The organism is Mesorhizobium sp. WSM4884 (assembly GCF_029625675.1).
Lineage (GTDB): Bacteria > Pseudomonadota > Alphaproteobacteria > Rhizobiales > Rhizobiaceae > Mesorhizobium.
Genome location: NZ_JARTVO010000011.1, coordinates 1 through 25,391, shown reverse-complemented (window position 1 = coordinate 25,391; position 25,391 = coordinate 1). Strand labels below are relative to the sequence as shown.

The window sequence follows — 25,391 nt, the reverse complement described above, 5'->3', positions numbered from 1 at the left end:
ATGGCTTCGTTAAAAGACCTTCGTAACCGTATCGCCTCGGTCAAGGCGACGCAGAAGATCACCAAGGCGATGCAGATGGTCGCCGCGGCGAAGCTGCGTCGCGCGCAGGAAGCGGCGGAAGCCGCCAGACCCTATTCCGAGCGGATGGGCGCGGTGCTGGCCAACATCACCCAGGCGATCGGCGGCGGCGGCGACGCCCCGGCGCTGATGACCGGCACCGGCAGGGACGACGTGCAACTGCTCATCGTCTGCACCGCCGAGCGGGGCCTGTGCGGTGGCTTCAACTCGCAGATCGCGCGTCTTGCCCGCGATCATATCCGCAGGCTTCTCGCCGACGGCAAGCAGGTCAAGATCATCTGCGTCGGCAAGAAGGGCTACGACATCCTGCGCCGCGAATACGGCTCGCTGATCCTCGATCGTGTCGACCTGCGCGAGGTCAAGACGCTCGGCTTCGTCAATGCCGATGCGATCGCGCGCAAGGTCATCAACCTGTTCAACCAGGGCGGCTTCGACGTCTGCACGCTGTTCTATTCGCAGTTCAAGTCGGTGATCAGCCAGATCCCGACGGCGCAGCAGATCATTCCGGCGGCCCAGGCTTCCGCCGCAGCCGAGACGAGCAACGGCGCCACCGCCGTCTACGAATACGAGCCGGAGCCGGGCGAGATCCTTTCCGACCTCATCCCGCGCAACATCGCGGTGCAGATTTTCCGCGCGCTGCTCGAGAACGCGGCGGGCGAGATGGGCGCCAAGATGAGCGCGATGGACAATGCGACGCGCAACGCCGGCGACATGATCAACAGGCTGTCGATCACCTACAACCGCCAGCGGCAGGCGCAGATCACCAAGGAACTGATCGAAATCATTTCGGGCGCCGAGGCGCTCTAGGCGCGCCGCGCGAGGTCATCGATCTCGCGGCGATGGCGTGAACAACAGATAGACGAAAAGGGCAAAGACGATGGCGAAAGCAGCTACCCCGAAGACCGCCAAGGCGGCATCGGCCCCCAAGGAAGCGGCAAAGGCTCCGGCAGCAGCAGCGAAGGCCGCTCCGGCCAAGAAGGCGGCCGCTCCGGCCAAGGCAGCGGCACCCGCCAAGGCGGCAGCGGCGAAGACGGCCAACGTCGCGGCAAAGAGGGTCGGCGCCGCCGGCAAGGTGCGCCAGGTCATCGGCGCCGTCGTCGACGTGCAGTTCGAAGACCATCTGCCGGCCATTCTGAACGCGCTCGAAACCGACAATGTCGGCAACCGCCTGGTGCTCGAGGTCGCCCAGCATCTCGGCGAGAACACCGTGCGCTGCATTGCCATGGACTCGACCGAGGGTCTCGTGCGTGGCCAGGAGGTCTTCGACACCGGCGGGCCGATCTCGGTTCCGGTCGGCCCGGGCATGCTCGGCCGCATCATCAACGTCATCGGCGAGCCGGTCGATGAAGCAGGCCCGGTCGACGCCGTCGAAATGCGCGCCATCCACCAGCCGGCTCCGGCCTATGTCGACCAGTCGACGGAAGCGCAGATCCTGGTCACCGGCATCAAGGTTCTCGACCTGCTCGCCCCTTACGCCCGCGGCGGCAAGATTGGCCTGTTCGGCGGTGCCGGCGTCGGCAAGACCGTGCTGATCCAGGAGCTGATCAACAACGTCGCCAAGGCCCATGGCGGCTTCTCGGTGTTCGCCGGCGTCGGCGAGCGCACCCGCGAAGGCAACGACCTCTATCACGAATTCATCGAATCCGGCGTCAACAAGAAGGGCGGCGGCCAGGGCTCCAAGGCCGCGCTCGTCTATGGCCAGATGAACGAGCCGCCGGGCGCCCGCGCCCGTGTCGGCCTGACCGGTCTGACCGTCGCCGAGTATTTCCGCGACCAGGGCCAGGACGTGCTGTTCTTCGTCGACAACATCTTCCGCTTCACGCAGGCGGGCTCGGAAGTGTCGGCGCTGCTCGGCCGCATCCCGTCGGCGGTGGGCTACCAGCCGACTCTCGCCACCGACATGGGCGCGCTGCAGGAGCGCATCACGACGACGACCAAGGGCTCGATCACCTCGGTGCAGGCCATCTACGTTCCGGCCGACGACTTGACCGATCCGGCGCCGGCGACCTCGTTCGCCCACCTCGACGCCACCACCGTGCTCAACCGCGCGATCTCGGAAAAGGGCATCTACCCGGCCGTCGATCCGCTGGATTCCACCTCGCGCATGCTCGACCCGATGGTCGTCGGCGAGGAGCACTACCAGGTCGCTCGCCAGGTGCAGTCGATTCTGCAGCGCTATAAGTCGCTGCAGGACATCATCGCCATCCTGGGCATGGACGAGCTGTCGGAAGAGGACAAGCAGACCGTTGCGCGCGCCCGCAAGATCGAGCGCTTCCTGTCGCAGCCGTTCTTCGTCGCCGAAGTGTTCACGGGATCGCCGGGCAAGCTTGTCGACCTCGCCGACACCATCAAGGGCTTCAAGGGCCTTTGCGCCGGCGACTACGACCACCTGCCGGAAGCCGCCTTCTACATGGTCGGCGGCATCGAGGAAGCGGTCGAGAAGGCGCAGCGCCTGGCGGCTGAAGCGGCGTAAGCCGGTGAATGGTCAATAGTGAATGGTGAATAGGGAGTAGCGGATCGGAAATCGGGCTGGGTGATGGCCATTTTGGACCATTCACCATTCACCATTCACCATTCGCTAAATTGATCATGGCTGAAGCTTTCAAGTTCGAACTGGTCTCGCCGGAGCGGCTGCTCGTTTCCGAGCAGGTCGAGTCCGTCGTCATCCCGGGCGCCGAAGGCGAGATGACCGTGATGGCGCAGCACGCTCCGGTCATGACCACGATCAAGCCCGGCGTCGTCACGGTGAAGACCGCGGCCGGCAAGGAAGAGCGCTACGTGGTGTTCGGCGGCTTCGCCGACATCCTGCCTTCTGGGTGCACGCTGCTCGCCGAATCGGCGACTCATGTGAACGACATCGACCGCGCCGACATCACCCGCCGCATCCAGGAGGCGAGGGAAGACGCCGCCGACGCCAAGGATGACGAGAGCCGCGCCAAGGCCGAGCAGTTCCTCAGCCAACTCACCACGCTGGAAGGCGCGCTTATTCCAGCCTGACGACGGCTCCTTACAGATGATTGAAAAGGCGGGGCTTGCCCCGCTTTTTCGTTTGATGGACAGTCCGCCTGCTTGTCAGAGCGTCTGCCGTTTCACGGAAACGGCAGACGCTCCATCTCCTTGTCTTGACGCAATCCCTGACGGAAAACTGCTTCGCACTTTTCCTGGAATTACTCTAGGCGCGAGCGTTATCGGCTATCTATGCCGAGCGCGGCGAACGCCAATACCGGTCCCTCCCGCCGCAAGTGGACGAGATGCACGGCCACGAGTTCGATCAACGTCTGGCGTTCGGCGTGGCCCTTGGCGAAGCCGGCCAGCTCAAACACCTCCGTCACCGTTTCATTCGCCGGCAGCTGCTGGGCCAAAAGTGAGGTCAGCGCAGCATCGAGAGGATCGGTGAAATGGCCCTCCGGCAAGGTGCTTCCCCGTGCTGCGCAGGCGGCGATCCAGGCGGCCACCACCAGTGTCAGATGGACCAGCTCAGTGCCGGCCTCCAGGCACTCCAAGGCCGACGCAATGATGCGCTGCGGCAGCTTCTGGCTGCCGTCATTGGCGATCTGAGCCGTGCGATGGGCAAGCGCCGTGTTGGAAAAGCGCGCCGCGAGCTCGGCGGTGTAGGCGGCCGTGTCGAGCCCGGCACCCTCCGGCAGGGTCGGGATGGCTTCGGCCCACAACGCATCGACGAATTGCCGGATCGCCGGATCGGCAAAAGCGCGATCGACGGTGGCATGGCCACTCAGCAACCCCAGATAGGCTATGCCCGAATGGGCGCCGTTGAGCAGCCTGAGCTTCATGTCCTCGAAGGGACCGACGTCCTCGACCATGGTGACGCCGAATCTTTCCCAGGCCGGCCGTCCGCATGAGAAACGATCCTCGATCACCCATTGGCGGAACGGCTCGGTCATCACCGGCCAAGCATCCTCGTGGCCGAGTTCGCCGGCGATGCGGGCGCGGTCGGCATCGGTGGTCGCCGGCACGATGCGGTCGACCATGCTCGACGGGAAAGCCACATCGTCGGCTATGTGGCCGGCTAACGGAAGATCGCCTGCGCTGGCACGGGCGTCGCGCAGCCTTGCAAACTCGACCAGCAGCCGGTGCAGCGTGGCGCCGTTGGCCGGAAGGTTGTCGCAGCAGAGCACGGTGAAGGGCGGCACGCCGGCAACGCGGCGGCGCAGAAGCGCCTCGGTGAGAAAACCATGCGCGGTCTTCGGCGATCCGGGGTTTGCCAGGTCGTGGACGATGTCGGGATGGTTCTCATCGAGGCTGCCGTCAGCCGCCCTCAGATAGGCTTTTTCGGTGATGGTCAGCGTGACGATGCGGGTGCGCGGGTCGATGAGCGCGGCGAGCACCGCGTCGGGATCTTCCGGCGCCACCAGCAGCGACAGGATCGAGCCGATCACCTGCAGGTGCTCGCCGGCGCTGTCCCTCACCGCCAGCGTGTAGAGCCCGTCCTGCGGCGCCAGCGCATCGCGCGTGTCGGGGCTGCGCAGCGAGACGCCGACGATGCCCCAATCCGCCTCACCATCCGCCAGGCAGGCGTCGACATAAGCCGCCTGGTGAGCCCGGTGGAAGGCGCCGACGCCGAGATGGACGATGCCGGGTGTCACGGCGCCGCGATCATAGCGCGGTATGGCAATCGCGCCTGGCAGCTTGGCGACAGTGGCGTTGGAAAGACGGCTGTTCATTGGCGTCTGAAGTCTCCGATCGGCGCGTCGAGCCGCTCGCTGGGCAGCAACCGGACGGCTGCGGCGTAGCATCCGTCGCCGCCCCGTACAATGGCAGCTGCTTATGCAAAAGTCATCATACAACCTGATGATTTTTGTATGTTGACATTATCTCCGCCCGATCTACCAATAGGCCAGCCTGGGAGGAGCCACGTGGCAGCACTGACCGATCCGGACCTGCTGTTCGCGCCGGAAACGCGAACGTTGGCTCGTGCCCTTTATACCGGGGTGAAGGACCTGCCGATCGTCAGCCCGCATGGTCACACCGACCCGCGCTGGTATGCGCTCAACGAGCCGTTTCCCGATCCGGCGCAATTGCTGATCGTGCCGGACCACTACATCTTCCGCATGCTGTTCAGCCAGGGCGTGCGGCTCGAAGAGCTCGGCGTGCCAACGCTCGATTCCCCGAAGTTCGGTGAGGCTCCGGTCGAGACCGACGGCAGGGTGATCTGGCGGCGCTTCGCGGAGCATTATTATCTGTTCCGCGGCACGCCGACCCGACTCTGGCTCAACCATGTGTTCGAACATCTGTTCGGCATCGACGAGCCGCTCGATGCGAGCACGGCCGACCGCCACTACGACACGATCGCCGCGCAGCTTCAGCGCGAGGACTATTGCCCGCGGGCGCTGTTCGAGCGCTTCAACATCGAGGTCATCGCGACGACCGAAGGCGCACTCGACGACCTCAAATGGCACCGGATGATCCGCGACAGCGGCTGGAAAGGCCGCGTCGTCACCGCCTACCGGCCGGACGCCGTGGTCGATCCCGACTTCGAAGGCTTCTTGACCAGTCTCGACCGTCTGGGCGAGATCACCGGCTGCGATACCGGCAGTTGGGCCGGCTATCTCGAGGCGCACCGGAAGCGCCGCGCCTATTTCAAGGAGTTCGGCGCGACCTCGTCCGACCACGGTCACCCAACCGCCGAGACCGCCAATCTTTCCGACGCCGCGGCCGGGGAACTGTTCAGCCGCATCCGCCGCGGCTCGGAGGACGAGCGCGAGCGGCGGCTGTTTCGCGCCCAGATGCTGACAGAAATGGCCAAGATGAGCCGTGACGATGGCCTGGTGCTGCAGATCCATCCAGGGTCATGGCGCAATCATTCGCCGGCTATTTTCCAGAAGTTCGGCAGGGACAAGGGCTTCGATATCCCGACCAGGACCGACTATGTGACAGCGCTGAAGCCATTGCTCGACTGCGCCGGGCTGGAGCGCGACCTCACGATCATCCTGTTCACGCTGGACGAGACGAGCTACGCGCGCGAGCTGGCGCCGCTTGCCGGCGTCTATCCCGCGCTCAGGCTCGGGCCGGCCTGGTGGTTCCACGACAGCCCGGAAGGCATGCGCCGCTTCCGCGAGATGACCACCGAGACCGCCGGCTTCTACAGCACCGTCGGCTTCAACGACGACACGCGCGCCTTTCCGTCGATACCGGCGCGCCACGATGTCGCCCGCCGCGTCGACTGCGCATTTCTGGCGCGGCTCGTCGCCGAGCACCGGCTGCGCGAGGATGAAGCGCATGAGCTGGCGCGCGAGCTTGCCTATACGCTTGCCAAGAAGGCGTACCGGCTCTGAGCGGTGCGTCAGGGTTTCAAAGGGAGGAAGTCATGTTGCATTTTTCGAAATTGACGGCGGCCACATTGGCCTTCGGCTCACTGCTCATCGGCATTGCCAATGCCGAGACCGTGCTGCGCTCGTCGGACACGCATCCCGACGGCTACCCGACCGTCGAGGCGGTCAAATATATGGGCGAGCTGATCAAGCAGCGGACCAATGGTCGCTACTCCATCGAGGTCTATCATTCGGCACAGCTCGGCGAGGAGAAGGACACGATCGAGCAGACGCAATCGGGCGTGATCGACCTGGATCGTGTGTCGATGGGACCGTTCAACGGCATCGTGCCGGAAACCGCCGTGCCGTCGCTACCTTACATCTTCCGCTCGGTCGAGCATATGCGCCACGTCATGGACGGGCCGATCGGCGACCAGATCCTGAAGGCTTTCGAGGCGCATGACCTCGTCGGCCTCGCCTTCTACGATTCCGGCGCGCGTTCCTTCTACAACACCAAGAAGGACATCACCTCGATCGCCGATCTCAAGGGCATGAAGTTCCGCGTCATCCAGTCGGACGTGTTCGTCGACATGGTCAACGCGCTCGGCGCCAACGCCACGCCGATGGCCTATGGCGAGGTCTATTCCGCCCTGCAGACAGGCGTCATCGACGGCGCGGAGAACAATTGGCCAAGCTTCGAATCCGCCAAGCACTACGAGGTCGCCAAGCATTACACACTGGATCAGCACCAGATCGTGCCGGAAGTGCTGGTGATGTCGAAGGCCAGCTGGGGCAAGCTGTCGCCGGAAGACCAGGCGATCGTCAGGCAGGCGGCCAAGGACAGCGTCGTCAAGATGCGCGAGCTGTGGGACGCGCAGGAGAAGAAGTCGCGCGACATCGTCGAGAAGGCCGGCGTCAAGGTCAGCGAAATCGACAAGCAGCCGCTGATCGACGCCATGAAGCCGGTCTATGAGAAGTATCTCGCGACGCCCGAGCTCAAGGATCTCGCCGCCCGCATCCAGGCGGCGAAATGACGAGCACCGACGATAGGCCCAGCGGCGCTTCAGCGCCGCCAGCGCGGCAGGGTGGCGGCGCGGCGTTCTGGCTGCGTGCCGAGCGGTTGTTGTCGGGCTTGGCAACGCTGGCGCTGTGGGTCAGCGGCGCCGGGCTGACCTTGATGACGATCATCATCACCTGGCAGGTCTTCTCGCGCTATGTGCTCAACCGCTCGCCGAGCTGGACAGAGGCCTCCTCGGTGCTGCTGATGGGCTGGTTCATCTTCCTTGGGGCTGCGGTCGGCGTGCGCGAGCGCACGCATCTCGGCTTCGACGTGCTGCTCTATTTCCTGCCGGCGCCGGCAAAGGCGGTGCTGCGCACGATCTCCGACATCGTCGTGCTGGCGTTCGGCGCCGGCATGATCATCTACGGCGTCCAGCTGGCCAGGCTGACCTGGAATACGGTGATGCCGTCCCTCGCCCTGCCCGGCGGCGTGAGCTTCCTGCCGGTCATTTTCGGAGGCGCGCTCGTCTGTCTTTTCTCGTTGGAGCGGCTGGCCGGGCGCTTCGCCGGGCTTCCCGTCGACGTCGACATCCACGCCACCGGGGCGGAGATGTAAGCCATGGCCTTGACCGTGCTTTTCGGCACTTTCGTCTTCCTGCTGATCATCGGCACGCCGATTGCGTTCTGCCTCGGGGTGGCGAGCTTCGCGACGATCATCGTGCTCGGCCTGCCGCCGGTGGTGGTGTTCCAGCGGCTGAACTCGGGCGTCAGCGTCTTCTCGCTGATGGCGATACCGTTCTTCATCTTTGCCGGCGACCTGATGGTGCGCGGCGGCATCGCCGCCCGCCTCGTGGCGCTGGCCGGCTCCGTCGTCGGGCATCTGCGCGGCGGCTTGGGCCAAGTCAACATCGCCGCGTCGACCATGTTTGGCGGCATCTCCGGTTCGGCGGTGGCCGATGCATCGGCCGTCGGCGGGCTGATGATCCCGCAGATGAAGGCACGCGGCTACGGGATCGACTATGCCGTCAACATCACCTCGGTCGGCGCCATCATCGCCCTTCTGATCCCGCCGTCGCACAACATGATCATCTATTCGATCTCGGCCGGCGGCCGCATCTCGATCGCCGACCTGTTTACGGCGGGTGTCATCCCGGGCCTGCTTCTGGCGCTCGCGCTGATGATCACGGCCTATCTGGTCGCAAGCCGGCGCGGCTATCCGACCGAGCCTTTCGCCGGTTTCGGCCGGGCGCTGCAGTTGCTCTTCGGCGCCATTCCGGGTCTCATCCTGATCGGCATCATCTTCGGCGGCGTGCGATCGGGCATCTTCACGGCGACCGAAAGCTCCTGCATCGCCATCGTCTATGCTTTCCTGGTCACGCTCATCATCTACCGCTCGATGAGCTGGAGCGACTTCGTCGCAGCCACCACCGCGGCGGTGCGCACGACGGCCATGGTCCTGATGATCATAGGCTGCGCCGCCGCCTTCGGCTGGCTGCTCGCCTATCTGCGGGTGCCGGCGGCGCTCGTCGCCTTCCTGCAGGAGATATCCGGCGACAAGCTGGTCATCCTGCTCTTGATCAATGTCGTCCTGCTTATCCTCGGCACGTTCATGGACATGTCGCCGCTGATCATCATCACCACGCCGATCTTCCTGCCGGTGGTCATGGCCTACGGCGTCGATCCGGTGCATTTCGGCGTCATCCTCATCCTCAATCTCGGCATCGGTCTATGCACGCCGCCGGTCGGGGCCGTGCTCTTCGTCAGCTGCGCCATAGGCCGGATTCCGATCTGGACGGCGATGCGGTCGATCTGGCCCTTCTACGGGGCGGCTTTCGCGGTGTTGATGCTTGTCACCTATGTGCCGGCAATATCATTGTGGCTACCGAACCTTTTCCATTAGGAGCGATCGAGTTGGCCGATAGCACAACCGACCTCAGGGTCGAACGGAAGCCGAAACTGTCGGAAACGGTGGTCGCGGCGATCCGCAAGCAGCTCCTGGCGGGCGAGATTCCGCCCGGACACAAGCTGCCGACCGAGGGCCAGTTGACGGAAACCTTCGGCGTCAGCCGCACCGTCGTCCGCGAGGCGCTGGCCAAGCTCGCCGCCGACGGCCTCGTCGAGGCACGCCAAGGCGCCGGCGTCTTCGTCACCGAACACATCTCCACCACCCTGGGGGTGCTGGCTGCCGACATGGCGAGCAAGGACTCGATCGCGCTCAACGTGCTCGAGGTGCGACTGGCGATCGAGATCGAATCGGCCGGCCTTGCCGCCATTCGCCGCAACGCCGCGCAGGAGGCGGCGATCCAGGAGGCCTTCTTCGAGTTCGAGCGGCTCCTGCTCGACAGCCAGCCGACCGGCCCGGCCGACCTCGCCTTCCACCGCGCGATCGCCAGCGCCACCAACAATCCGTTCTATGTCGAGATGCTCGACGTGCTCGGCCGCCGCGCCATTCCTTGCGACGTGACCTCGCCCTGGTCGACGGAGCTCGTCCAGTCCGACGACTACCAGCGCGGCCTGCAGCGCGAGCACCTGGTGATTCTCAACGCGATCTCGGCGGGCGACGCCAATGCCGCGCGCGAGGCGATGCGGGCGCATCTCACCGCCAGCCAGCAGCGCTACCGCGAGCGTCTGCAGGCGCGGCAGGCCTATTACGCGAAGTCGGTGGCGGCGGCATCGACCGGATGATCATTCGAGCAAGATGATGGATCAGAAACACACCGAATTCTCCTCGCGCTTCGCCATCGACCCAACCGCGGCCGCGGCAATGGGAACCGACGAGCTGCGCCACAATTTCCACGTCGAAGGGCTGTTCCAGCCCGGCCGTATCAACCTGACCTACACGCATTACGACCGCATGATCGTCGGCGGCGCCATGCCGGTGGATTCGGTCCTGGCGCTGGAAGCCATCAAACCGACCGGCACCCAGGCATTCCTCGACCGCCGCGAAATGATCGCCGTCAATATCGGCGGCGCCGGTACGGTGACGGCCGATGGCCTGCCCTATGAGATGGCGGCGCGGGACATGGTCTATCTCGGCATGGCCACGCAGCAGGTCTCGTTCGCTTCGGCTGAGCCGGACAAGCCGGCCAAGTTCTATCTGCTAAGCGCCCCGGCGCATCAGTCGTATCCCAGCCAGTTGATCCGCGTCGGCGACGCGAAGCGGCTCGACCTCGGCAGCCAGGCGACCAGCAACGAGCGCTCGATCTTCCAGTTCATCCATGCCGACGGGGTAAAGACCTGCCAACTCGTCGTCGGCATGACCCAGCTCGCGCCGGGCTCGGTCTGGAATACCATGCCTTGCCATGTGCATGACCGGCGCATGGAGGCCTATCTCTATTTCGACCTGGCCGAGGATGCGCGTGTCTTCCACTTCATGGGCGAGCCGGACGAGACGCGCCACATCGTCATGCGCAACGAGGAGGCAGTGCTGTCGCCGGGCTGGTCGATCCATTCGGGCGCCGGCACCTCGAACTATGCCTTCATCTGGGCCATGGCCGGCGACAATGTCGACTATACCGATGTCGACCAAGTGACGATGGAGCAGCTCAGGTGAGCGACCTTTCCGCTTTCAGCCTCGCCGGCAAGCGCATCCTCGTCACCGGCGCCAACACCGGCATCGGCCAGGGCATCGCCGTGTCGGTCGCGCGCGCCGGCGGCGCCGTGATCGGCGTCGGCCGTTCGGCGATGAACGACACGGCGGAAAAAATCGCGGCCATAGGGGGACGTTTCGAGGCAGTAGTCGCCAATCTCGGCGATCCGGCCAAGGCCGCCGCCATGCTCGATCGGGTCTGGGACGAGAGCGGACCGCTCGACGGCCTGGTCAACAATGCCGGCATCATTAGACGCGCCGATGCGGTCGACCTGACCGAGGCCGATTGGGACGAGGTGATGGACATCAATCTGAAGACGGTCTTTCGGCTCTGCCAGAGCTTTGCCAAGCGCGTGCTGGCGGAGCCCGGCCGATGCGGCAAGATCGTCAACATCGCCTCGGTGTTGAGTTTTCAGGGCGGTATCCGCGTTGCCTCCTACACCGCCTCGAAACATGGCGTGCTCGGCCTCACGCGGTTGCTCGCCTGCGAATGGGCGCCGAAAGGCATCAACGTCAACGGCATCGCGCCGGGCTATATCGAAACCAACAACACCGAGGCCCTGCGCGCCGATCCCGACCGCAGCGCCGCCATCCTCGGACGCATTCCCGCGGCGCGCTGGGGCCGACCCGAGGACATCGGCGATGCGGCCGTTTTCCTGCTCGCGCCCGCATCGGACTACATGCACGGCGCGGTGATGCCGGTGGACGGCGGCTGGCTGGCGCGGTGACATTTCAATTTTAGAACGGAAGCTCGTGATGACCGATTTCTTTTCCCATCCAGGCGAAAAAGCCTGGGGGCCGACGCCGGACGGCAACAGGCGGCGCGTCCTGGTGCACACGCACGAACTGATGATGGTCGAGTTCGCCTTCGAAAAGGGTGGTGTCGGCGCGCTGCATTCGCATCCGCATGTGCAGGCAAGCTACGTCGCCGAGGGCCGCTTCGAAGTCACCATCGACGGCAAGTCGGACATCCTGGAAGCGGGAAGCAGCTTCATCGTGCCGTCCAACCTGATGCACGGCGTCAAGGCGCTGGAAGCGGGACGGCTGGTCGACAGTTTTGCGCCTTGCCGGCCCGACTTCCTCGCCTGAGAACCCATTTTCCAAAGGAAAACCCGCGCCGTGAGGCGCGGGTTTGTTGCCTGGGCGCTCGTGGCGCCGCCGCGGTACTCAAAACATCGCCGCAGGACGATGATGGTGCCGCAACATGGTGAAGATAGGTTTAACGGCGCCCGCTGCAGGTGATGCTGACAGGGGTCTAGAGCGTTTCACCGTTTCACGGAAACGGCGAACCGCTCTATCTCTTTGTTTTGACGCAATTCCGGACGGAAAACCGTTACCCACGTTTCCTGGAATTGCTCTAACGCTGCTGCAGCGCGAGCCGCACGCCGAGGGCGCAGTATATGCCGCCGACCACCTTGCCCTGCCACTTCAGCACGGTCGGGTTGCGGCGCAGAAAGGAGCCCAGACCTCCGGCGGAGACGGCGAAGACCACCGTGCTGAAGAGGCCGAGAAGGACGAAGACGGCGCCGAGGACCGTCAGCTGCAGAACGACCGATCCATGTTCCGGATGCACGAACTGGGGCAGGAAGGCGAGGAAGAACAGCGCCGTCTTCGGGTTCAGCACCTCGGTCAACATGGCCTGCCGGAATGCTTTGTGTGCCGGTATCGGCAGAGCGCTCCTCGCGAGATCGGCCGGTGCCTTCTCGAGGATGGCGCGGATACCAAGATAAACGAGATAGGCCGCGCCGATATATTTGATGATGGAGAACAGCATCGCCGAGGTGGCGATGATGGCCGAGATGCCGAAGATCGCCATGACGGTGTGGACGACATCGCCCGCCGCGACGCCGGCGCCGGTGGCGATGCCGACCCTGGTTCCCGAGCTCGTCGCCCGCGCCACGGTAAGCAGCGTCGCAGGTCCTGGAATGAAAACGAAGCCAAGCACGATCGCGACATAGGTCGCCAACGTGGCCAAGTCGATCATTGCCGGGTTCCTCCGCTGCGGGCCGGGACAGCAAGCCATCCTTTGCGCGGAAAGGCAACGCAACGGCGATGCGCCAGCGGCGGCGCAGGCAAAACGGCGGACAAACAAGGGTTACGGTGGTGTTCGGGCAATCCGCGCCTTAAGAACTTGGCCTCAGCCGAATCCGGGAATCACTCTCATGCAAACATCGATGGCGGGCCAGACATCGACGGCGGGCATTCCGGTGGAAGGACGCGATCCCAAGCGGCGCGTGCTGAAGGACGTGTTCGGCTTCGACGATTTTCGCCCCGGCCAGGCCGACGTTATGGAGACGCTGCTCTCCGGTCGTCACGTGCTGGCGGTCATGCCGACCGGCGCCGGCAAGTCGCTTTGCTACCAGGTTCCGGCGCTTGTGCTCGGCGGGCTCACCATCGTCGTCTCGCCGCTGGTGGCGCTGATGCAGGACCAGGTCGCGGCGCTGCGGCTCGCCGGCGTCGCCGCCGACACGATCAATTCCTCGCTCGACCGCGATGCCAATGTCGCGGCGTGGCGCCGGGTCGCGTCGGGCCAGACGCGCCTGCTCTACCTCGCGCCGGAGCGGCTGATGACCGAGCGGATGCTCGACGCGCTCGCCAGGCTCGACATCCGGCTGATCGCCATCGACGAGGCGCATTGCATCTCGCAATGGGGGCCGGCCTTCCGGCGCGAATATGAGGAGCTTGCGCGGCTGCGCGACATTTTTCCGAAGGTGCCGATCATCGCGCTGACGGCGACCGCGGACGAGGCGACGCGCACCGACATCTCGGCGCGGCTGTTTGCAGACCGCGTCGATACGCTGGTATTGGGCTTCGACCGGCCGAACATCCGGCTCGCCATCGAGCCGAAGCAGGACAGCAAGCGCCAGCTGCTGCGCTTCGTCGAGCGCCATGCGGGGCAGAGCGGCATCGTCTATTGCCTGTCGCGCCGCAAGACCGAGGAGATGGCGGCCTTCCTCGAAAAGAACGGCGTCACCGCGCTCGCCTACCATGCCGGCATGAGCAAGGAGGCGCGGGAGGCCAATCAGAACGCCTTCATGACGCTCTCGGGCGTCGTCATGGTGGCGACCATCGCCTTCGGCATGGGCATCGACAAGCCGGACGTGGCCTATGTCTTCCACACCGACCTGCCGGCGAGCCTGGAGGCCTATTACCAGGAGATCGGCCGCGCCGGCCGCGACGGGCGGTCGGCCGAAGCGCATATGCTTTACGGCCTCGGCGACATCCGTACGCGCCGCCTGTTCATCGACGACGAGGATGCCTCGCCCGAGCACAAGCGGCGTTCGCACGGCCGGCTGGACACGCTGATCGGCTATTGCGAGACAGCGCAGTGCCGCCGCCAAGTCCTGCTTGGCTATTTCGGCGAGATGGCGCAGCCTTGCGGCAATTGCGACAACTGCCTCAATCAGGCGCCGCGCGCGGACGGCAGCGCCGAGGCGCGCATCATCCTTTCGGCCATCGTGCAAACCGGCGAGCGGTTCGGCGCCTCGCATATCGTCGACATCCTGCTCGGCCACGAGACCGAGAAAGTGCTGGCCAGGGGCCATCAAAGGCTTGCCAGCTTCGGCACCGGCGCGGCGCACAAGCGGCCCGCGTGGCTGTCGCTGATCCGCCAGCTCGTGGCGGGCGGGTTCCTGATGCCGGACCCGGACGGCTATGGCGGCCTTGCCATTTCCGAAAGCGGCCGCGCGCTCGGCCGTGGCGAGACCGCGTTCGAATACCGCGTCGAGACACGGCACCGCTCCTTGCGCAACAAGGCGCGCTCGGCCCAGGCTGCCGCCGCAGCCGGCACCGACGATCTGGACTCCGCACTGCTCGCCACGCTGAAGGCGCTGCGGCTGCGCCTGGCGAGGGAACGCCAGGTGCCGGCCTATGTCGTCTTTTCCGACCGCACGCTGATCGACATGGCCGAGCGCCGCCCGCGCGACCTCGATGCCTTCGCGCAAGTGAACGGCGTCGGCGAGGCCAAGCTCAGGGAGTTCGGCGAGATCTTCTTGAGCGCGATAGCGGCGCACAATTCTGGAGGCTGAATCTTCGCCGACTCAGCCGACCAGGCGCCCTACGATCCTCAGTTGGTGAGGCAGCACTTCTTGAATTTCTTGCCGCTGCCACAGGGGCACGGATCGTTACGCCCAACGTCACGCCAGGGATTCGTAACCGGCGTTGCGTTCGCCCCGTCTAGCCCCGAGGGCTGCCAGTCGTCGTCCTCGCCAAGCTCGAAATCGTCATCGCCAAGCTCGAAGTCGTCATAGTCTCCAAGGCCACGAGTCCAATCCAGCGCCACGAGAACATCCTCGATGTAACTCAGACTGGCACGGTCGAACCGGCCGATGTCTTCGGGTTGCTGCTCGGCGTCCCGCAGGTCGCTTTCGAAATCGCTGCGTTCAAGCACGTCTTCCGGTATACGGCCCTCGTCCCAGGCGCTGTAGGCAAGCGGAACGAGGTCCCGCAGGGCAAGCATCGAAATCGCCTGCAGCCAGCCGACCCAGGCGTAGTCCCAGTCGTCGGCCAGCCTCTCCTGGTAGAACCGCTCCACGAAATGCCGTGTCCGATCGCGCTCGATACGACCTTCCCATGTCAAAAAGGTCACCGCGCCAAACACCGCGTCGCGGATGAATTCGTCGACGGAGCGGTCGGCGATGATGCCGAACAGCGCGTCGGCGTCGCCGTCGAATACGCCCGCGACGATGCGCGACAAGGTTTCGGTTATGGTATCGCCAAGCAGCCAGTTGGTTTCCTCCGTGGGACGGCGCAGCAGGCGCAGCAAGGGTTGGCATGCCTGGCTGTCCCGGGCTCCGCCGAGAATGTACAGGCCTCTGAAGACCAGCATCTCGTCATCGTCCGAAAGAGCCTCTCCATCGGCGGCGCGCTCGAGGATCGCGCGCAGCGGGGGAGCGGATTCCTCGATCCTCATCGTGCAAAGCCCGATCGCGACATCCGGCACTTCGCGCTCGGTCGCCACCGCTTGAAGGTAGTCTTCTATCGGACCAAGGTCGAAGTCCTCCCTGCCGCCGCCGAAGAGCCTTTCGACTTCTTCCTTCCTCATGTCATCCTCACGCGCTGGTTCCCGCCAAATCTAAGGCGTATCAGTCGCCTTGCAAACGCTCATCCGAGGCGGATGCGCTTCGTACCACAATTTTGATGGCGTGCCGTGTTTCTGAAAATATGCAGACTACGGAAGGCGGCGTTCTGGATGCGACAGACGGGAAGGGTGGTGGCTCCGCATGGATGTAGACCTTGCAGAGGCCCTGCGAATCCTTGAAACCGACGGCTTCCTGCATCCGGTTTGGCGACGATGAGCGAATATCAGTATTACGAATTCCAGGCGATCGATCGACCACTCAGCGACGCGGATCGCCGGGCGCTTCGCGACCTGTCGTCACGGGCGCGTATCACGGCCACCAGCTTCACCAATTTCTACGAGTGGGGCGACTTCAAGGGCGATCCGGACCAACTCATGGAGCACTGGTTCGATCTTCACCTCTACCTGGCGAATTGGGGCTCGCGCCGCTTGATGATGAAGCTGCCGACCCGGCTGGTCGACCGGGATCGCCTCGGCGCGTTTCTGGGAAATAACGACTATTCCGTGCTCAGGATCGCCGGTGAGAACGTCGTCTTGAGCATCTGGCGCGACGAACTGGAGCCCGGCGACTGGGATGATGGCGAGGGTTGGCTAGCGAACCTGTCGCCGCTCCGGGCCGACGTGCTCGCGGGCGACCTCAGGCTGTTTTATCTGATTTGGCTCATGGATGTCGAAGCCGAAGCGGTCGAGCCGGACGAACCGGAGCCGATGCCCGGACTTGGGCCGTTGACCGACGCGCTCGAAGCCTTCGCCGAATTCTTCTGCATCGATCGGGACCTTGTCCGGGCAGCCGCGGAACAGAACTCGGCAGCGGCTCCGGACAGGTTGCCGCCGGAGACGGCCGGGCGAATAGTCGCGGCGATGAGCGATGCGGAGAAAACCAGCCTGCTCACACGGATTTTCAATGGCGAGCCGCATGTGACAGCAGAGTTGCGAGCCTTGGTGCGGGCGCGCTCAGAACTCCAGACGGCAATCTCGCCCGACGCTCCGCGCATAGCCGCGGACTTGTTGAACCGCGCCCGTGAGATCCGTCTTGCCCGCGAGCGCGCCGAGGCGGAACTGGCGGAAGCGCAGCGGCGACTGGAGGCGGAGGCGGCCGAGAAGGCGCGTGAGGTGCGGCTCGAGGCCATTCGCGGCCGGGGCGAAAGCGTGTGGAGCGACGTCGAGGATGAAATCGGGCGACGCAATCCCGCCGGATATGACAAGGCAGCAGCCCTTCTTTCCGATCTCCTGGCGCTCGCCGAAAGACAGGACGGTGTCGAGGAATTCCGCCTCCGGCTTCAATCGATCCGGGAGCGCCATGCCGGTAAAGGCCGTTTCATCGAACGTCTGGCGACGCTGGGATAGGTCCGCGGGGCCGCCATCCATTCAATAATGCGCGTAGCCGCTCAACGGGCATCTCTGGGACGCGGGAACCTCGAAGGTTCCGTCGATGCCGCTGCAGGTGCGGTATCCGGACTTTCGCTGCGCCGGCTTGGATTTCGGCGCCGGCCTTGGATTGGCTGCTTCGCGTCTCGGCTTCGCGCGGACGACCGGTTGCGGCTTCTCAGTCTTTTGCGACGTGGTGCTTTCCTGCTTCTTCGCTTCGGCCTCCGACGCTTTTTGAGCGCGGTAGTTCTTCAGGGCATCGTTCGTGTCGAGCTTCAGCCGGGCATATTGCTTTTGCGTAAGGTAGGTGGTCGGCGGCAGCCGGTTTTCTTCCTGCCACCGGCCGATGGCTTGGCGCGTCTTGATGCCGAAGTCGCCATCGGCCTCGTCCAGGTCGTAACCGATGGCCAGCAGCCTCTCCTGCAGATCGATCTTTGCCTGACGATCAAGGCCGATTGCGCTTTCCGTCAGTTCGGTCCCGGCGTCGGTTTCCGGATTGGCGGCCGGGGCCGGAGGTTCCGCCGCCGTGGCCGACCGCGACGCGTCGCCCTCTGTCTTGGCGTCGGCAGCCGGTGCATTTCCGACAGTGATCGGCGGCTTCTTCAACTGATTGATGTTGAGGCGGGCGAGGTCGGCGAACGCTCCGTTGGGGAATTGCTGCAGATAGGCCTCGTAGTGGGCAAGCGTGTTGCGCTTCGAGGCTTCGTCCCACACACGCTGCTCGATTTCCCATCCGCGCGCATCCGAGCTTGGCGGCACGGCCGGAGTTTCGGTCGCGGATGGCTGCGGAGCGGGCGCCGCCGGTGGCGGCGTCTGCGGGCCGATAAAGACCTCGCGGCCGAGCGAGGCATTGTGCCAGGGCCGCTGGCGGCCGTCCGTTTCGGCCGTCACTTCGCCGCGAACGCGGGTCAGCGCGCTCTGGATTTCCACGCCCGGCTCGGCGAGATGCCTGGCCAGCGAAGTCGTGTAAGGGCTGTTGGCGCCGCTGCCGTCGTAGGACACGGCTCCGGGATCGGTCGCAAAGGCGATCAGCACGCCGCCGGTGCCGACTTCCGACCCGCTGACGTCGATGGGCGCCAGGCCCGGCGCGGTGGTCGAGCGGCTCTTCGGCAACGCGGCCGCCAGGGTTCTCGCCAGTGGATTGTCGCGACAGGCATCGAGGATGACGATGCCCACGGCCGGGTCGGGCGGCAGGGCGGCGAGCAGCTCGTCCATCTGGATGGTTCTGGTCTTGAGATGCGCCGGGGCTGTGAGCTCGGCATCGATCGGGATCAGGTAATTCTTGCCATTCACCTGCATGCCGTGGCCGGCGTAATAGATCAGCGCGGTATCGGCGTCGTAGGAGGCCTCGGTGAACTTGTTCAGCCGGTCACGCATTCCGGCATAGTCGAGATCGACCCCTTCGATGACGTTGAACCCCGCCTTGCGCAGCACATCGGCCATCAGCCGGGCATCGCCGGCAGGATTGGGAAGGGCGGGCGCGTAGACATATTTGCTGTTGCCGATGACCAGCGCGACCCGACTGCTGCCGGCGGCAAGGGCGCCTGCCTGCAGCAGATCGGCAGCGGCCAGGAAAATCAAACCGACAATGGCGGCCCATAACCTCATCGCGCGCACTCTCAATCAGGTTGCGGCTTTACCTGCTCATTCCAGTCGCATTTCACGTGGGGGGAGCCCCTTCCATGAAATACATAACACATTAGCGGGGTTGAATGTGCATCCTGCTTCGTACCGAGGATGCGGCGGCGGCCGGGTTTGTTGCTGCCACCGGCCGGCGCTGGCGCGTCTCGATGCCGAACGTCCGGTGTGATGCCCGATACAAAAGCACCGCCACGGTGGCGTCAACCGGTTACACAGAGCAGGAAATATCCCCGGCCTTCCGGGAGTGGCGCGTCAGCGTTCCTGAGGCTGCGTGGGCGTGTCATCGGTCGGGCGTGAGCGCGGCGACCGGAACGCTCCACGCCTCGCAAGCGCGATAGCGAATCTCGTGAAGGGCAAGGTCAGGCTGCGTTCTCCGTTCTGTATCGGCGACGGACGGAGACTGGGAGAGATGGATACCATGCGCGTGGCGCGTCTGGAGGTTGGCGGGACATGGACGCGGGGCGGCCCGCGTGCAGGCGCTTGGCTGGGTGACGCAATGACCACGCAGCGTCGCCTCGCAGCGATCCTGGCTTGCGACGTGGTCGGCTATTCGCGGCTAACGGAGCGCGACGAGCGCGGCACACTCGAGCGGCTGAAGATCTACCGCAAGGACCTCCTCGAACCGCTGGTCTGCGAGCACCAGGGCCGAATCGTCAAGCTCACCGGCGACGGCATGCTGTGCGAGTTCGCGAGCGTCGTCAACGCGGTGACGACGGCGATGGCGATCCAGCAGGCCTTGGCGGAAAACGAGGCGGAGACGCCTGAGGAAGAGCGGATTCGCTTCCGCATCGGCGTCAATCTCGGCGACGTGGTCTGCGAGGAGGACGGCGACATCTACGGCGACGGGGTCAACGTCGCCGCCCGCCTCGAAAACGTCGCCGATCCCGGCAGCGTGGTCGTCTCGGGCACCGCCTACGACCACCTTCAGGGCAAGCTCGACTGCGGCTTCACGCCGCTCGGCGACCTGCGCCTCAAGAACATCGAGCGGCCTGTGCGCGCCTACCGCGTCGAGACCGACGCCGGCGCTGCACCGCCTCCCCTGCCCGAGAAACCCTCGATCGCGGTGCTGCCTTTCACCAACATGAGCGGCGACCCCGACCAGGAATACTTCGCCGACGGGCTGGTGGAGGACATCATCACCGGATTGAGCCGGGTGAACTCCTTCTTCGTGATCGCCCGCAACTCGTCCTTCACCTACAAGGGACGGGCGGTCGACCTGCGTCAGGTCGGGCGCGAACTGGGCGTCCGCTACGTGCTCGAAGGCAGCATCCGCAGGGCAGGATCGCGGGTGCGCATCAGCGGGCAGTTGGTGGACGCGATCAGCGGACACCACGTCTGGGCGGACCGCTTCGAGGGCGACGTGAGCGACATCTTCGATCTGCAGGACAAGGTGACCGAGAGCGTCGTCGGCGCTGTCGAGCCGAGCATCCGGCTGCAGGAGATCAAGCAGGCGCGCATGAAGCCGACCGACTACATCAGCGCCTACGACCTCTACCTTCGCGCCCTGCCGCGCTTCTATAGCATGACGCGCGAAGGCTTTGCCGACGTGCGCCGGCTCACCAACGAAGCGCTCAGCATCGACCCCGGCTTCAACCTGGCGAAGGCACTCGGCGCGTATATCCGCAGCCTATCCGTGAGCCAGTGCTGGCACGAGCCCGACGATACCAGAGTCGCCGCGCGCATGGCGCGCGAGGTGTTGGCGGAAGCGCGCGACGACCCCACGAGCCTGCGGTTCGCCGCGCAGGTGATCGCCTACAGCGCGAAGGACTACGAGATGGCGCTGCGCACCATCGAACGATCCCTGCTGCTCAACCCCAATTCGGCGCAGGGTCATACGGGCAGCGGCTGGGTGAACGCACATTCCGGCCGTCCGCTCGTCGCGATCGAGCACTTTCACAGGGCGATGCGGCTGAGCCCGATCGACCCCGAGAGGGGCATCGCGCTCTCCGGCATCGGGATGAGCTACCTGATGCTCGAGCGCTACGAGGAAGCGCTGGCATGGGGAGAACGCGCGCTGCACGAGATGCCGAACTATGGTTCTTCGCACCGGGTGGTGATCATGGCGCTGGTCAAGCTCAACCGGCTAGACGAAGCGCAGGCAGCGGCGCGGCGGCTGATGGAGGCGTTCCCAACCTACACGCTCACCCTGCAGAGACAGATCAACCCGTGGCAGGACAAGGCGTTCGCCGAGCGATACCTCGACGCGCTAGGCGTCGCCGGCGTGCCGGAGTGATCGCCGCCGTTGCAAAGGGTGCCTCTCCTGAGCGTCAGTCCGGCAGGCGGTGTCGCTTGAACATCGGCCATGAACGCAGCGTAGCCACACGAAGCATGAGCCCGCATCGACCGGAAGGAAGACCGTCCGATGGATCAACGGGCGGCGACCAGCCTACCCACCAATCGATCTCACTGAGCTCGACCCTGCGATCGCCTTTGGGCCCGCTAGCGCCAAAGGCACACTCGAACGTCCTTCCCAACATAGCACGCGCCTTCACGGCGAAGGTCTCCCCAATCTCCCACCTCGCCGTGAGTGTCGCGAACGTCCGCGTTCCCATAGCCTTCCCAAAGATCACCGTCCTTGTATACGACTGCCCAGTAATCTTTTGACATTTCTCCAGCCCCGCTATGCGTGTCGGGGTAGTCGATACCTGCAAAAACCTGCCGAGGCCCCTGGATATTAAAATCGCCGCCCTTCTCGATTTGATAGAAGCATCTTCCGGATATGCGAGTCTGACCGTGAACAACAAGCAGGCAGCGGCCCCATTTATAACCGCTCGGTAGACGATGCCGTGGTTGCGCATGCGCAGGCGAAAAGGAAAACGCCATTGCAAGGGCAGCCGCTATAGTTCGCCCGATCATCTTTCCATCCGGTGTCTAACAATCAATCCGGACACCGCTGGATTCCGCCCAGAGCGCATGTCGAACGGTCCTCCGCAGGGTGATCTCCTGAGATCCTATTATTATCGCCATGGTCGGATTTTTGTCACGTAACATGCGGGCTGCTGCACCCCTCCTTCGCCAAAGCTTCGGAGGATATCCTGCTTCGCGCTGAGAGGAATTCGGGACCTGTCCTGCGAAGCGCGCAGCGCGAAGCAAGATGGCGGAGAGGGAGGGATTCCCTTTCACCTCTATGATACTGAAAATACTAGTCTTTTCGCGCTTTTTGTTACACAGTTTGTTACACAGCTACAACTACGATTTATAACCGCTCTAAGCTCGCAGCTTTTGGGCTCGCCTGCCCAATCCATCCGATCTGTCGAAACCGATGGCTTGTAGGACACTCCCGCGTGTGTACGTTGGGGCTTGGGTCAGAAGGTGACCCACAGCAAAGACGGGAGCGCCGCAGCGCAAAAGATCTCATCGGTCAAGGAACAGATAGTGAAGTAGCCTGTGACAATCGGCGCCAGCATCACCTCCAAAGCCGACCAGGAAAAACCCGCAAAAAACGTCGCCCTCAGATACCCCGTCGGCAATGAATATGGGACCGAAGTTGCGCGGCAGATCGGGCGTTAGATGCCTTCATGACATCTGAACCTGAGCAGGCTCCTACGCCGCGAGCCGGCACATTTCCGAACGGAGTTTCGTCCGGCTGCGCAAAAAGGTGCCCTGTCGAGACTTACTTGTTGGCCAAATGGCTTAGCAGGGACGAACTCGTGAAGAGATTGATAATGCAACACTATCAGTCGTTGTGCTGATCCGACAGGCTGTGCGTTTTGGCACGAAAATCATGGCGAAAAGCGCACCGGCACTTTACTCTCCAAATTATGATTCGCCTCGATCCCGCGACCGCCAGCTCCTCTGCGCCGCCCTCCGTTCCCGCGTGGGCGATCACAAGCGCCGGCGCGCCGAGTGACGGCGACGCCGCCTTCCGGGCCGGCGCCGCCCTGGGTGCCCTCGACACGCTCGCCCGCGCGCAGGCAGCCTGGGCCGGCGCTTGGCGGCAGCGGCTGGCGGTTCGCTGCGCCGCCTCCAGCATGCGGCTCGCCGGCCGCGCCGAGGATGCGGCCGCCTTGCGCGATGCCTGGCATTTGCGTCCCCTACGTGCTGACCCCGGTCCCGCAGGCGCCGTCTTTGGCGCCTGGCGGCAGTTGGCCAGGCAGCCGCCCGCCGCTACGCCCGGCCGGCTCGGGAAGATACTCGACCAGCTTGGCCTCCATTGGGACGGCGCCGCGCTCGCCGACCTTTGCACGCAGATCGAAAAACTCGGGGTATCCCAGCGGTCGGCGCCATTCGACGCCGCGGCGATCGCCGCTGAGGTCGTCGCCATGCGTCCCGATGCCGAAGTCTTTGGCTGGTGGCTCGCCGACCTGGTACTGGCGCAACGCCTGGGCTGGCCGCAGCCCCTGCCGCTCCTAATGGCGCAGGGTTTTGGACCATCTTTCCGCACCGAGGCCGGCGGTGGCCGGCGCATCCGGCCCGGGGACAAGAATTTTGAGCGGGCGGTTTGCATCGCGCTCGTCGCGGCCGCCGCGGACGCTTGTCGGTTGGCCGCCGAGCTGTCGCGCCGGGCCGAAAAACTCCTGGCGGTGGCGCCGAAACTGCGCGCCAAAGGCGCCGGCGACGTAATCTTTCTGCTGCTCAGTGAAGACGCCGTGTCCGGATCGCTGACGACGGACAATCTGTCGCGCTTTGCATCGCGACGGCTGTTCGAACGGCTGCAGCAACTGGAGGTCGTGCGCGAGCTCTCCGGCCGCCCCACATTCCGGCTGTTCGGGCTGTAGCGATGAGCGAAGCGTCCGCCCGCCGCAAGCCAAACGATCAGCCGGCGCTGCTCGACACCGAACTGGAACATCTGCCGCCGGAGCTGCGCTGGTGCGAATGGATGGCCCGCGTCGAAGCGGTGATCTTTGCGGCAAATGAACCGGTGACACGTAGTGTCCTCGCGCGGGTGGTGGGAAAAAACTGCAATATCGAGCTGATCATCGACGACATTCGCGCCGAACTCGCCGGCCGCCCTTACGAGCTGGTCGCGGTCGCCGGCGGCTGGCAGCACCGGACCAAAAAGGTTTTTGGCGACGCCATTCACGCAGCCTTCGGCACGGCAGCGGGCGAGGGAGCAAAAGAACTGTCGCAGGCGGAGGCGCTTGTCTTGATGTGCATTGCCTATTTCCAGCCGATCACCCGTGGCGAGCTGTCGAGCTTTTTCGGCAAGGAGGTGTCACGTGACCTGATCGGCGTGCTGCGCGCTGAGCAGCTGGTCGCCTCGGGGCCGCGCAGCCCGCAGCCGGGCGCGCCCTACACCTATGTGACGACCAAAACTTTTCTGTCGCAGTTCGGGCTCGACACGCTGCGCCAGCTGCCGGATTTCGAGGCGCTCGAGGACGCCGGGCTGCTGTCGAAGGAGAAGCTGCTGGATCATCCCAGGGTTTGCAGATATCGACGATGATGGCGCCAGCGCCGCGCTCGACGAATAGATGATCCCATCACGGCGGGACACACGCGATCTCGCCGCTCGTCACATAGAAGATTGCGCCACGCACGCCGTCTGGTCTCGCCGGCTGGGTCCTTCGCGTGACGGAAGGGAGGTGGCGGCACGCGTCCGCTTGTCGATGAAGGATAAGCGAACAGGCAATTGATCGAGCCTGGTCGCACATGTCGATCACCATTGAGAGCTCTCGAAGGGAGAAAGTTCAATTGAACCACGTCTACCTTGAGCTTCTCGCGACGATTGAGGCGTTAAGATCCAGCCCATCGGGGCGACCATTCAGACGCTGATGGACAAGGTTCGCGACCTTTCACAGACGATCAAAGCCCTGAAAGACGATCTCCACCAGACAGCCGGCTATGGCCTGCTAAGAACCTAGCCAGCCGGCGAGTGCCCATCCCGGCCATTGTCAGCGAGGCGGCCATCCCAACAAGATCGCCTTGCCGCCACCGCCAATGGCGGATGCTGACAGCAGCGCCATAAGAACGCCAACGTAGATGGGGAAGATCATCCTCGGGCTATTCGTCCTTCCAAATGACAGTCTTCCCCCGAAAATCCCAATGAAATTTGAGGTTGGCTTTCAGTACCTCGGTGGGGATCCTCGGCTCGATCGCTGTGTGGAGAGCGTTATACGTTTCTCGGCAGAAGCTCGGCGGCGGGACATTCAGCTTGTACCCCGACGGGTACCTAAAATCTTGCTGAGAATTCATCAGGTCAAGGTTGTTGGCAATCATCTTCACGTTCCCAATCGGCGGCATTCCTAGGGCCACTGCGGCTTCGTAAATGTCCTCGATCTTGTGACCGAAGCCGAGCCGGAGACCGCGTTTCGACACGCCCTTTGAAGCTAGATACGCTTTCAAGAGGAGTTCTAGGTGTGAGCTTTCGAGAGGTTGTCCATTCGGACCGGACCGAGGAGACTGGAGTTACCACGCTTCAGCATCCATC

Annotated in this window: 20 protein-coding genes; 16 read left to right on the top strand and 4 right to left on the bottom strand. The window is 64.3% G+C overall.

Annotated elements, in window-relative coordinates; genetic code table 11:
• From P9236_RS18360 to P9236_RS18350, 3 genes are all read left to right on the top strand, one after another.
• Window positions 1-885, top strand: coding sequence for a F0F1 ATP synthase subunit gamma (locus P9236_RS18360; protein ID WP_278075899.1), 885 nt, complete (start codon window positions 1-3; stop codon window positions 883-885).
• A gap of 70 nt (window positions 886-955) precedes the next feature.
• Complete coding sequence (gene atpD, locus P9236_RS18355) at window positions 956-2,551, top strand: F0F1 ATP synthase subunit beta (RefSeq protein ID WP_278075898.1); 1,596 nt, start codon at window positions 956-958, stop codon at window positions 2,549-2,551.
• A 116-nt stretch (window positions 2,552-2,667) separates the two neighbouring features.
• Window positions 2,668-3,075 (top strand): F0F1 ATP synthase subunit epsilon, encoded by a 408-nt coding sequence (locus P9236_RS18350; protein WP_278075897.1) that lies wholly within the window; start codon window positions 2,668-2,670, stop codon window positions 3,073-3,075.
• Window positions 3,076-3,263: 188 nt separating this feature from the next.
• Here P9236_RS18350 and P9236_RS18345 read toward each other — a convergent pair whose 3' ends face one another.
• Window positions 3,264-4,760, bottom strand: coding sequence for a mannitol dehydrogenase family protein (locus tag P9236_RS18345; protein ID WP_278075896.1), 1,497 nt, complete (start codon window positions 4,758-4,760; stop codon window positions 3,264-3,266).
• Between the two features lie 192 nt (window positions 4,761-4,952).
• Here P9236_RS18345 and uxaC point away from each other — a divergent pair, with 192 nt between their 5' ends.
• Genes uxaC through P9236_RS18305 form a run of 8 tightly spaced genes read left to right on the top strand, consistent with a single transcriptional unit; the run spans window position 4,953 to window position 12,024 of the window.
• Complete coding sequence (gene uxaC / locus P9236_RS18340) at window positions 4,953-6,371, top strand: glucuronate isomerase (RefSeq protein ID WP_278075895.1); 1,419 nt, start codon at window positions 4,953-4,955, stop codon at window positions 6,369-6,371.
• 32 nt (window positions 6,372-6,403) lie between these two features.
• The gene (locus tag P9236_RS18335) at window positions 6,404-7,381 is read left to right on the top strand and encodes a TRAP transporter substrate-binding protein (protein WP_278075894.1); all 978 of its coding nucleotides are present in this window, start codon (window positions 6,404-6,406) and stop codon (window positions 7,379-7,381) included.
• Window positions 7,378-7,962, top strand: a complete 585-nt coding sequence (locus P9236_RS18330) for a TRAP transporter small permease (protein WP_278075893.1) — start codon at window positions 7,378-7,380, stop codon at window positions 7,960-7,962. Before P9236_RS18335 ends, P9236_RS18330 begins: the two co-directional genes overlap by 4 nt.
• Before the next feature lie 3 nt (window positions 7,963-7,965).
• Window positions 7,966-9,246, top strand: a complete 1,281-nt coding sequence (locus P9236_RS18325) for a TRAP transporter large permease (protein ID WP_278075892.1) — start codon at window positions 7,966-7,968, stop codon at window positions 9,244-9,246.
• A gap of 11 nt (window positions 9,247-9,257) precedes the next feature.
• Window positions 9,258-10,031 carry a FadR/GntR family transcriptional regulator gene (locus tag P9236_RS18320; protein ID WP_278075891.1) on the top strand — a complete coding sequence of 258 codons (774 nt, stop codon included), beginning with the start codon at window positions 9,258-9,260 and terminating at the stop codon, window positions 10,029-10,031.
• 16 nt (window positions 10,032-10,047) lie between these two features.
• On the top strand, window positions 10,048-10,899 hold the full coding sequence (gene kduI / locus P9236_RS18315) for a 5-dehydro-4-deoxy-D-glucuronate isomerase (protein ID WP_278075890.1): 852 nt from the start codon (window positions 10,048-10,050) through the stop codon (window positions 10,897-10,899).
• Complete coding sequence (gene kduD / locus P9236_RS18310) at window positions 10,896-11,663, top strand: 2-dehydro-3-deoxy-D-gluconate 5-dehydrogenase KduD (protein ID WP_278075889.1); 768 nt, start codon at window positions 10,896-10,898, stop codon at window positions 11,661-11,663. Before kduI ends, kduD begins: the two co-directional genes overlap by 4 nt.
• A gap of 28 nt (window positions 11,664-11,691) precedes the next feature.
• Complete coding sequence (locus tag P9236_RS18305; RefSeq protein ID WP_278075888.1) at window positions 11,692-12,024, top strand: cupin domain-containing protein; 333 nt, start codon at window positions 11,692-11,694, stop codon at window positions 12,022-12,024.
• A 268-nt stretch (window positions 12,025-12,292) separates the two neighbouring features.
• On the opposite strand, the gene P9236_RS18300 is transcribed toward P9236_RS18305, so the two are convergent.
• Window positions 12,293-12,919: a LysE family translocator gene (locus tag P9236_RS18300; RefSeq protein WP_278075887.1), complete on the bottom strand. Its 627-nt coding sequence runs from the start codon at window positions 12,917-12,919 to the stop codon at window positions 12,293-12,295.
• 178 nt (window positions 12,920-13,097) lie between these two features.
• Between P9236_RS18300 and recQ the strand changes: the two genes are divergently transcribed.
• Window positions 13,098-14,963, top strand: coding sequence for a DNA helicase RecQ (recQ, locus tag P9236_RS18295; RefSeq protein WP_278075886.1), 1,866 nt, complete (start codon window positions 13,098-13,100; stop codon window positions 14,961-14,963).
• Window positions 14,964-15,001: 38 nt separating this feature from the next.
• Here the strand turns inward: recQ and P9236_RS18290 are convergent, their stop codons facing one another.
• Window positions 15,002-15,895 carry a DUF1186 domain-containing protein gene (locus P9236_RS18290; RefSeq protein WP_278075885.1) on the bottom strand — a complete coding sequence of 298 codons (894 nt, stop codon included), beginning with the start codon at window positions 15,893-15,895 and terminating at the stop codon, window positions 15,002-15,004.
• A 333-nt stretch (window positions 15,896-16,228) separates the two neighbouring features.
• On the opposite strand from P9236_RS18290, the gene P9236_RS18285 reads away from it, so the two are divergent.
• Complete coding sequence (locus P9236_RS18285; RefSeq protein WP_278075884.1) at window positions 16,229-17,362, top strand: hypothetical protein; 1,134 nt, start codon at window positions 16,229-16,231, stop codon at window positions 17,360-17,362.
• Between the two features lie 21 nt (window positions 17,363-17,383).
• Here P9236_RS18285 and P9236_RS18280 read toward each other — a convergent pair whose 3' ends face one another.
• Window positions 17,384-18,991 carry a caspase family protein gene (locus P9236_RS18280; protein WP_278075883.1) on the bottom strand — a complete coding sequence of 536 codons (1,608 nt, stop codon included), beginning with the start codon at window positions 18,989-18,991 and terminating at the stop codon, window positions 17,384-17,386.
• A 442-nt stretch (window positions 18,992-19,433) separates the two neighbouring features.
• Between P9236_RS18280 and P9236_RS18275 the strand changes: the two genes are divergently transcribed.
• The 3 genes from P9236_RS18275 to P9236_RS18265 all read left to right on the top strand — a co-directional run bounded on the left by P9236_RS18275 (window position 19,434) and on the right by P9236_RS18265 (window position 24,407).
• On the top strand, window positions 19,434-21,257 hold the full coding sequence (locus P9236_RS18275; RefSeq protein WP_278075882.1) for an adenylate/guanylate cyclase domain-containing protein: 1,824 nt from the start codon (window positions 19,434-19,436) through the stop codon (window positions 21,255-21,257).
• Window positions 21,258-22,785: 1,528 nt separating this feature from the next.
• Window positions 22,786-23,742 carry a DUF1403 family protein gene (locus P9236_RS18270; RefSeq protein WP_063169437.1) on the top strand — a complete coding sequence of 319 codons (957 nt, stop codon included), beginning with the start codon at window positions 22,786-22,788 and terminating at the stop codon, window positions 23,740-23,742.
• Window positions 23,743-23,744: 2 nt separating this feature from the next.
• The gene (locus tag P9236_RS18265) at window positions 23,745-24,407 is read left to right on the top strand and encodes an SMC-Scp complex subunit ScpB (protein WP_063169436.1); all 663 of its coding nucleotides are present in this window, start codon (window positions 23,745-23,747) and stop codon (window positions 24,405-24,407) included.
• Window positions 24,408-25,391: the final 984 nt, after the last annotated feature.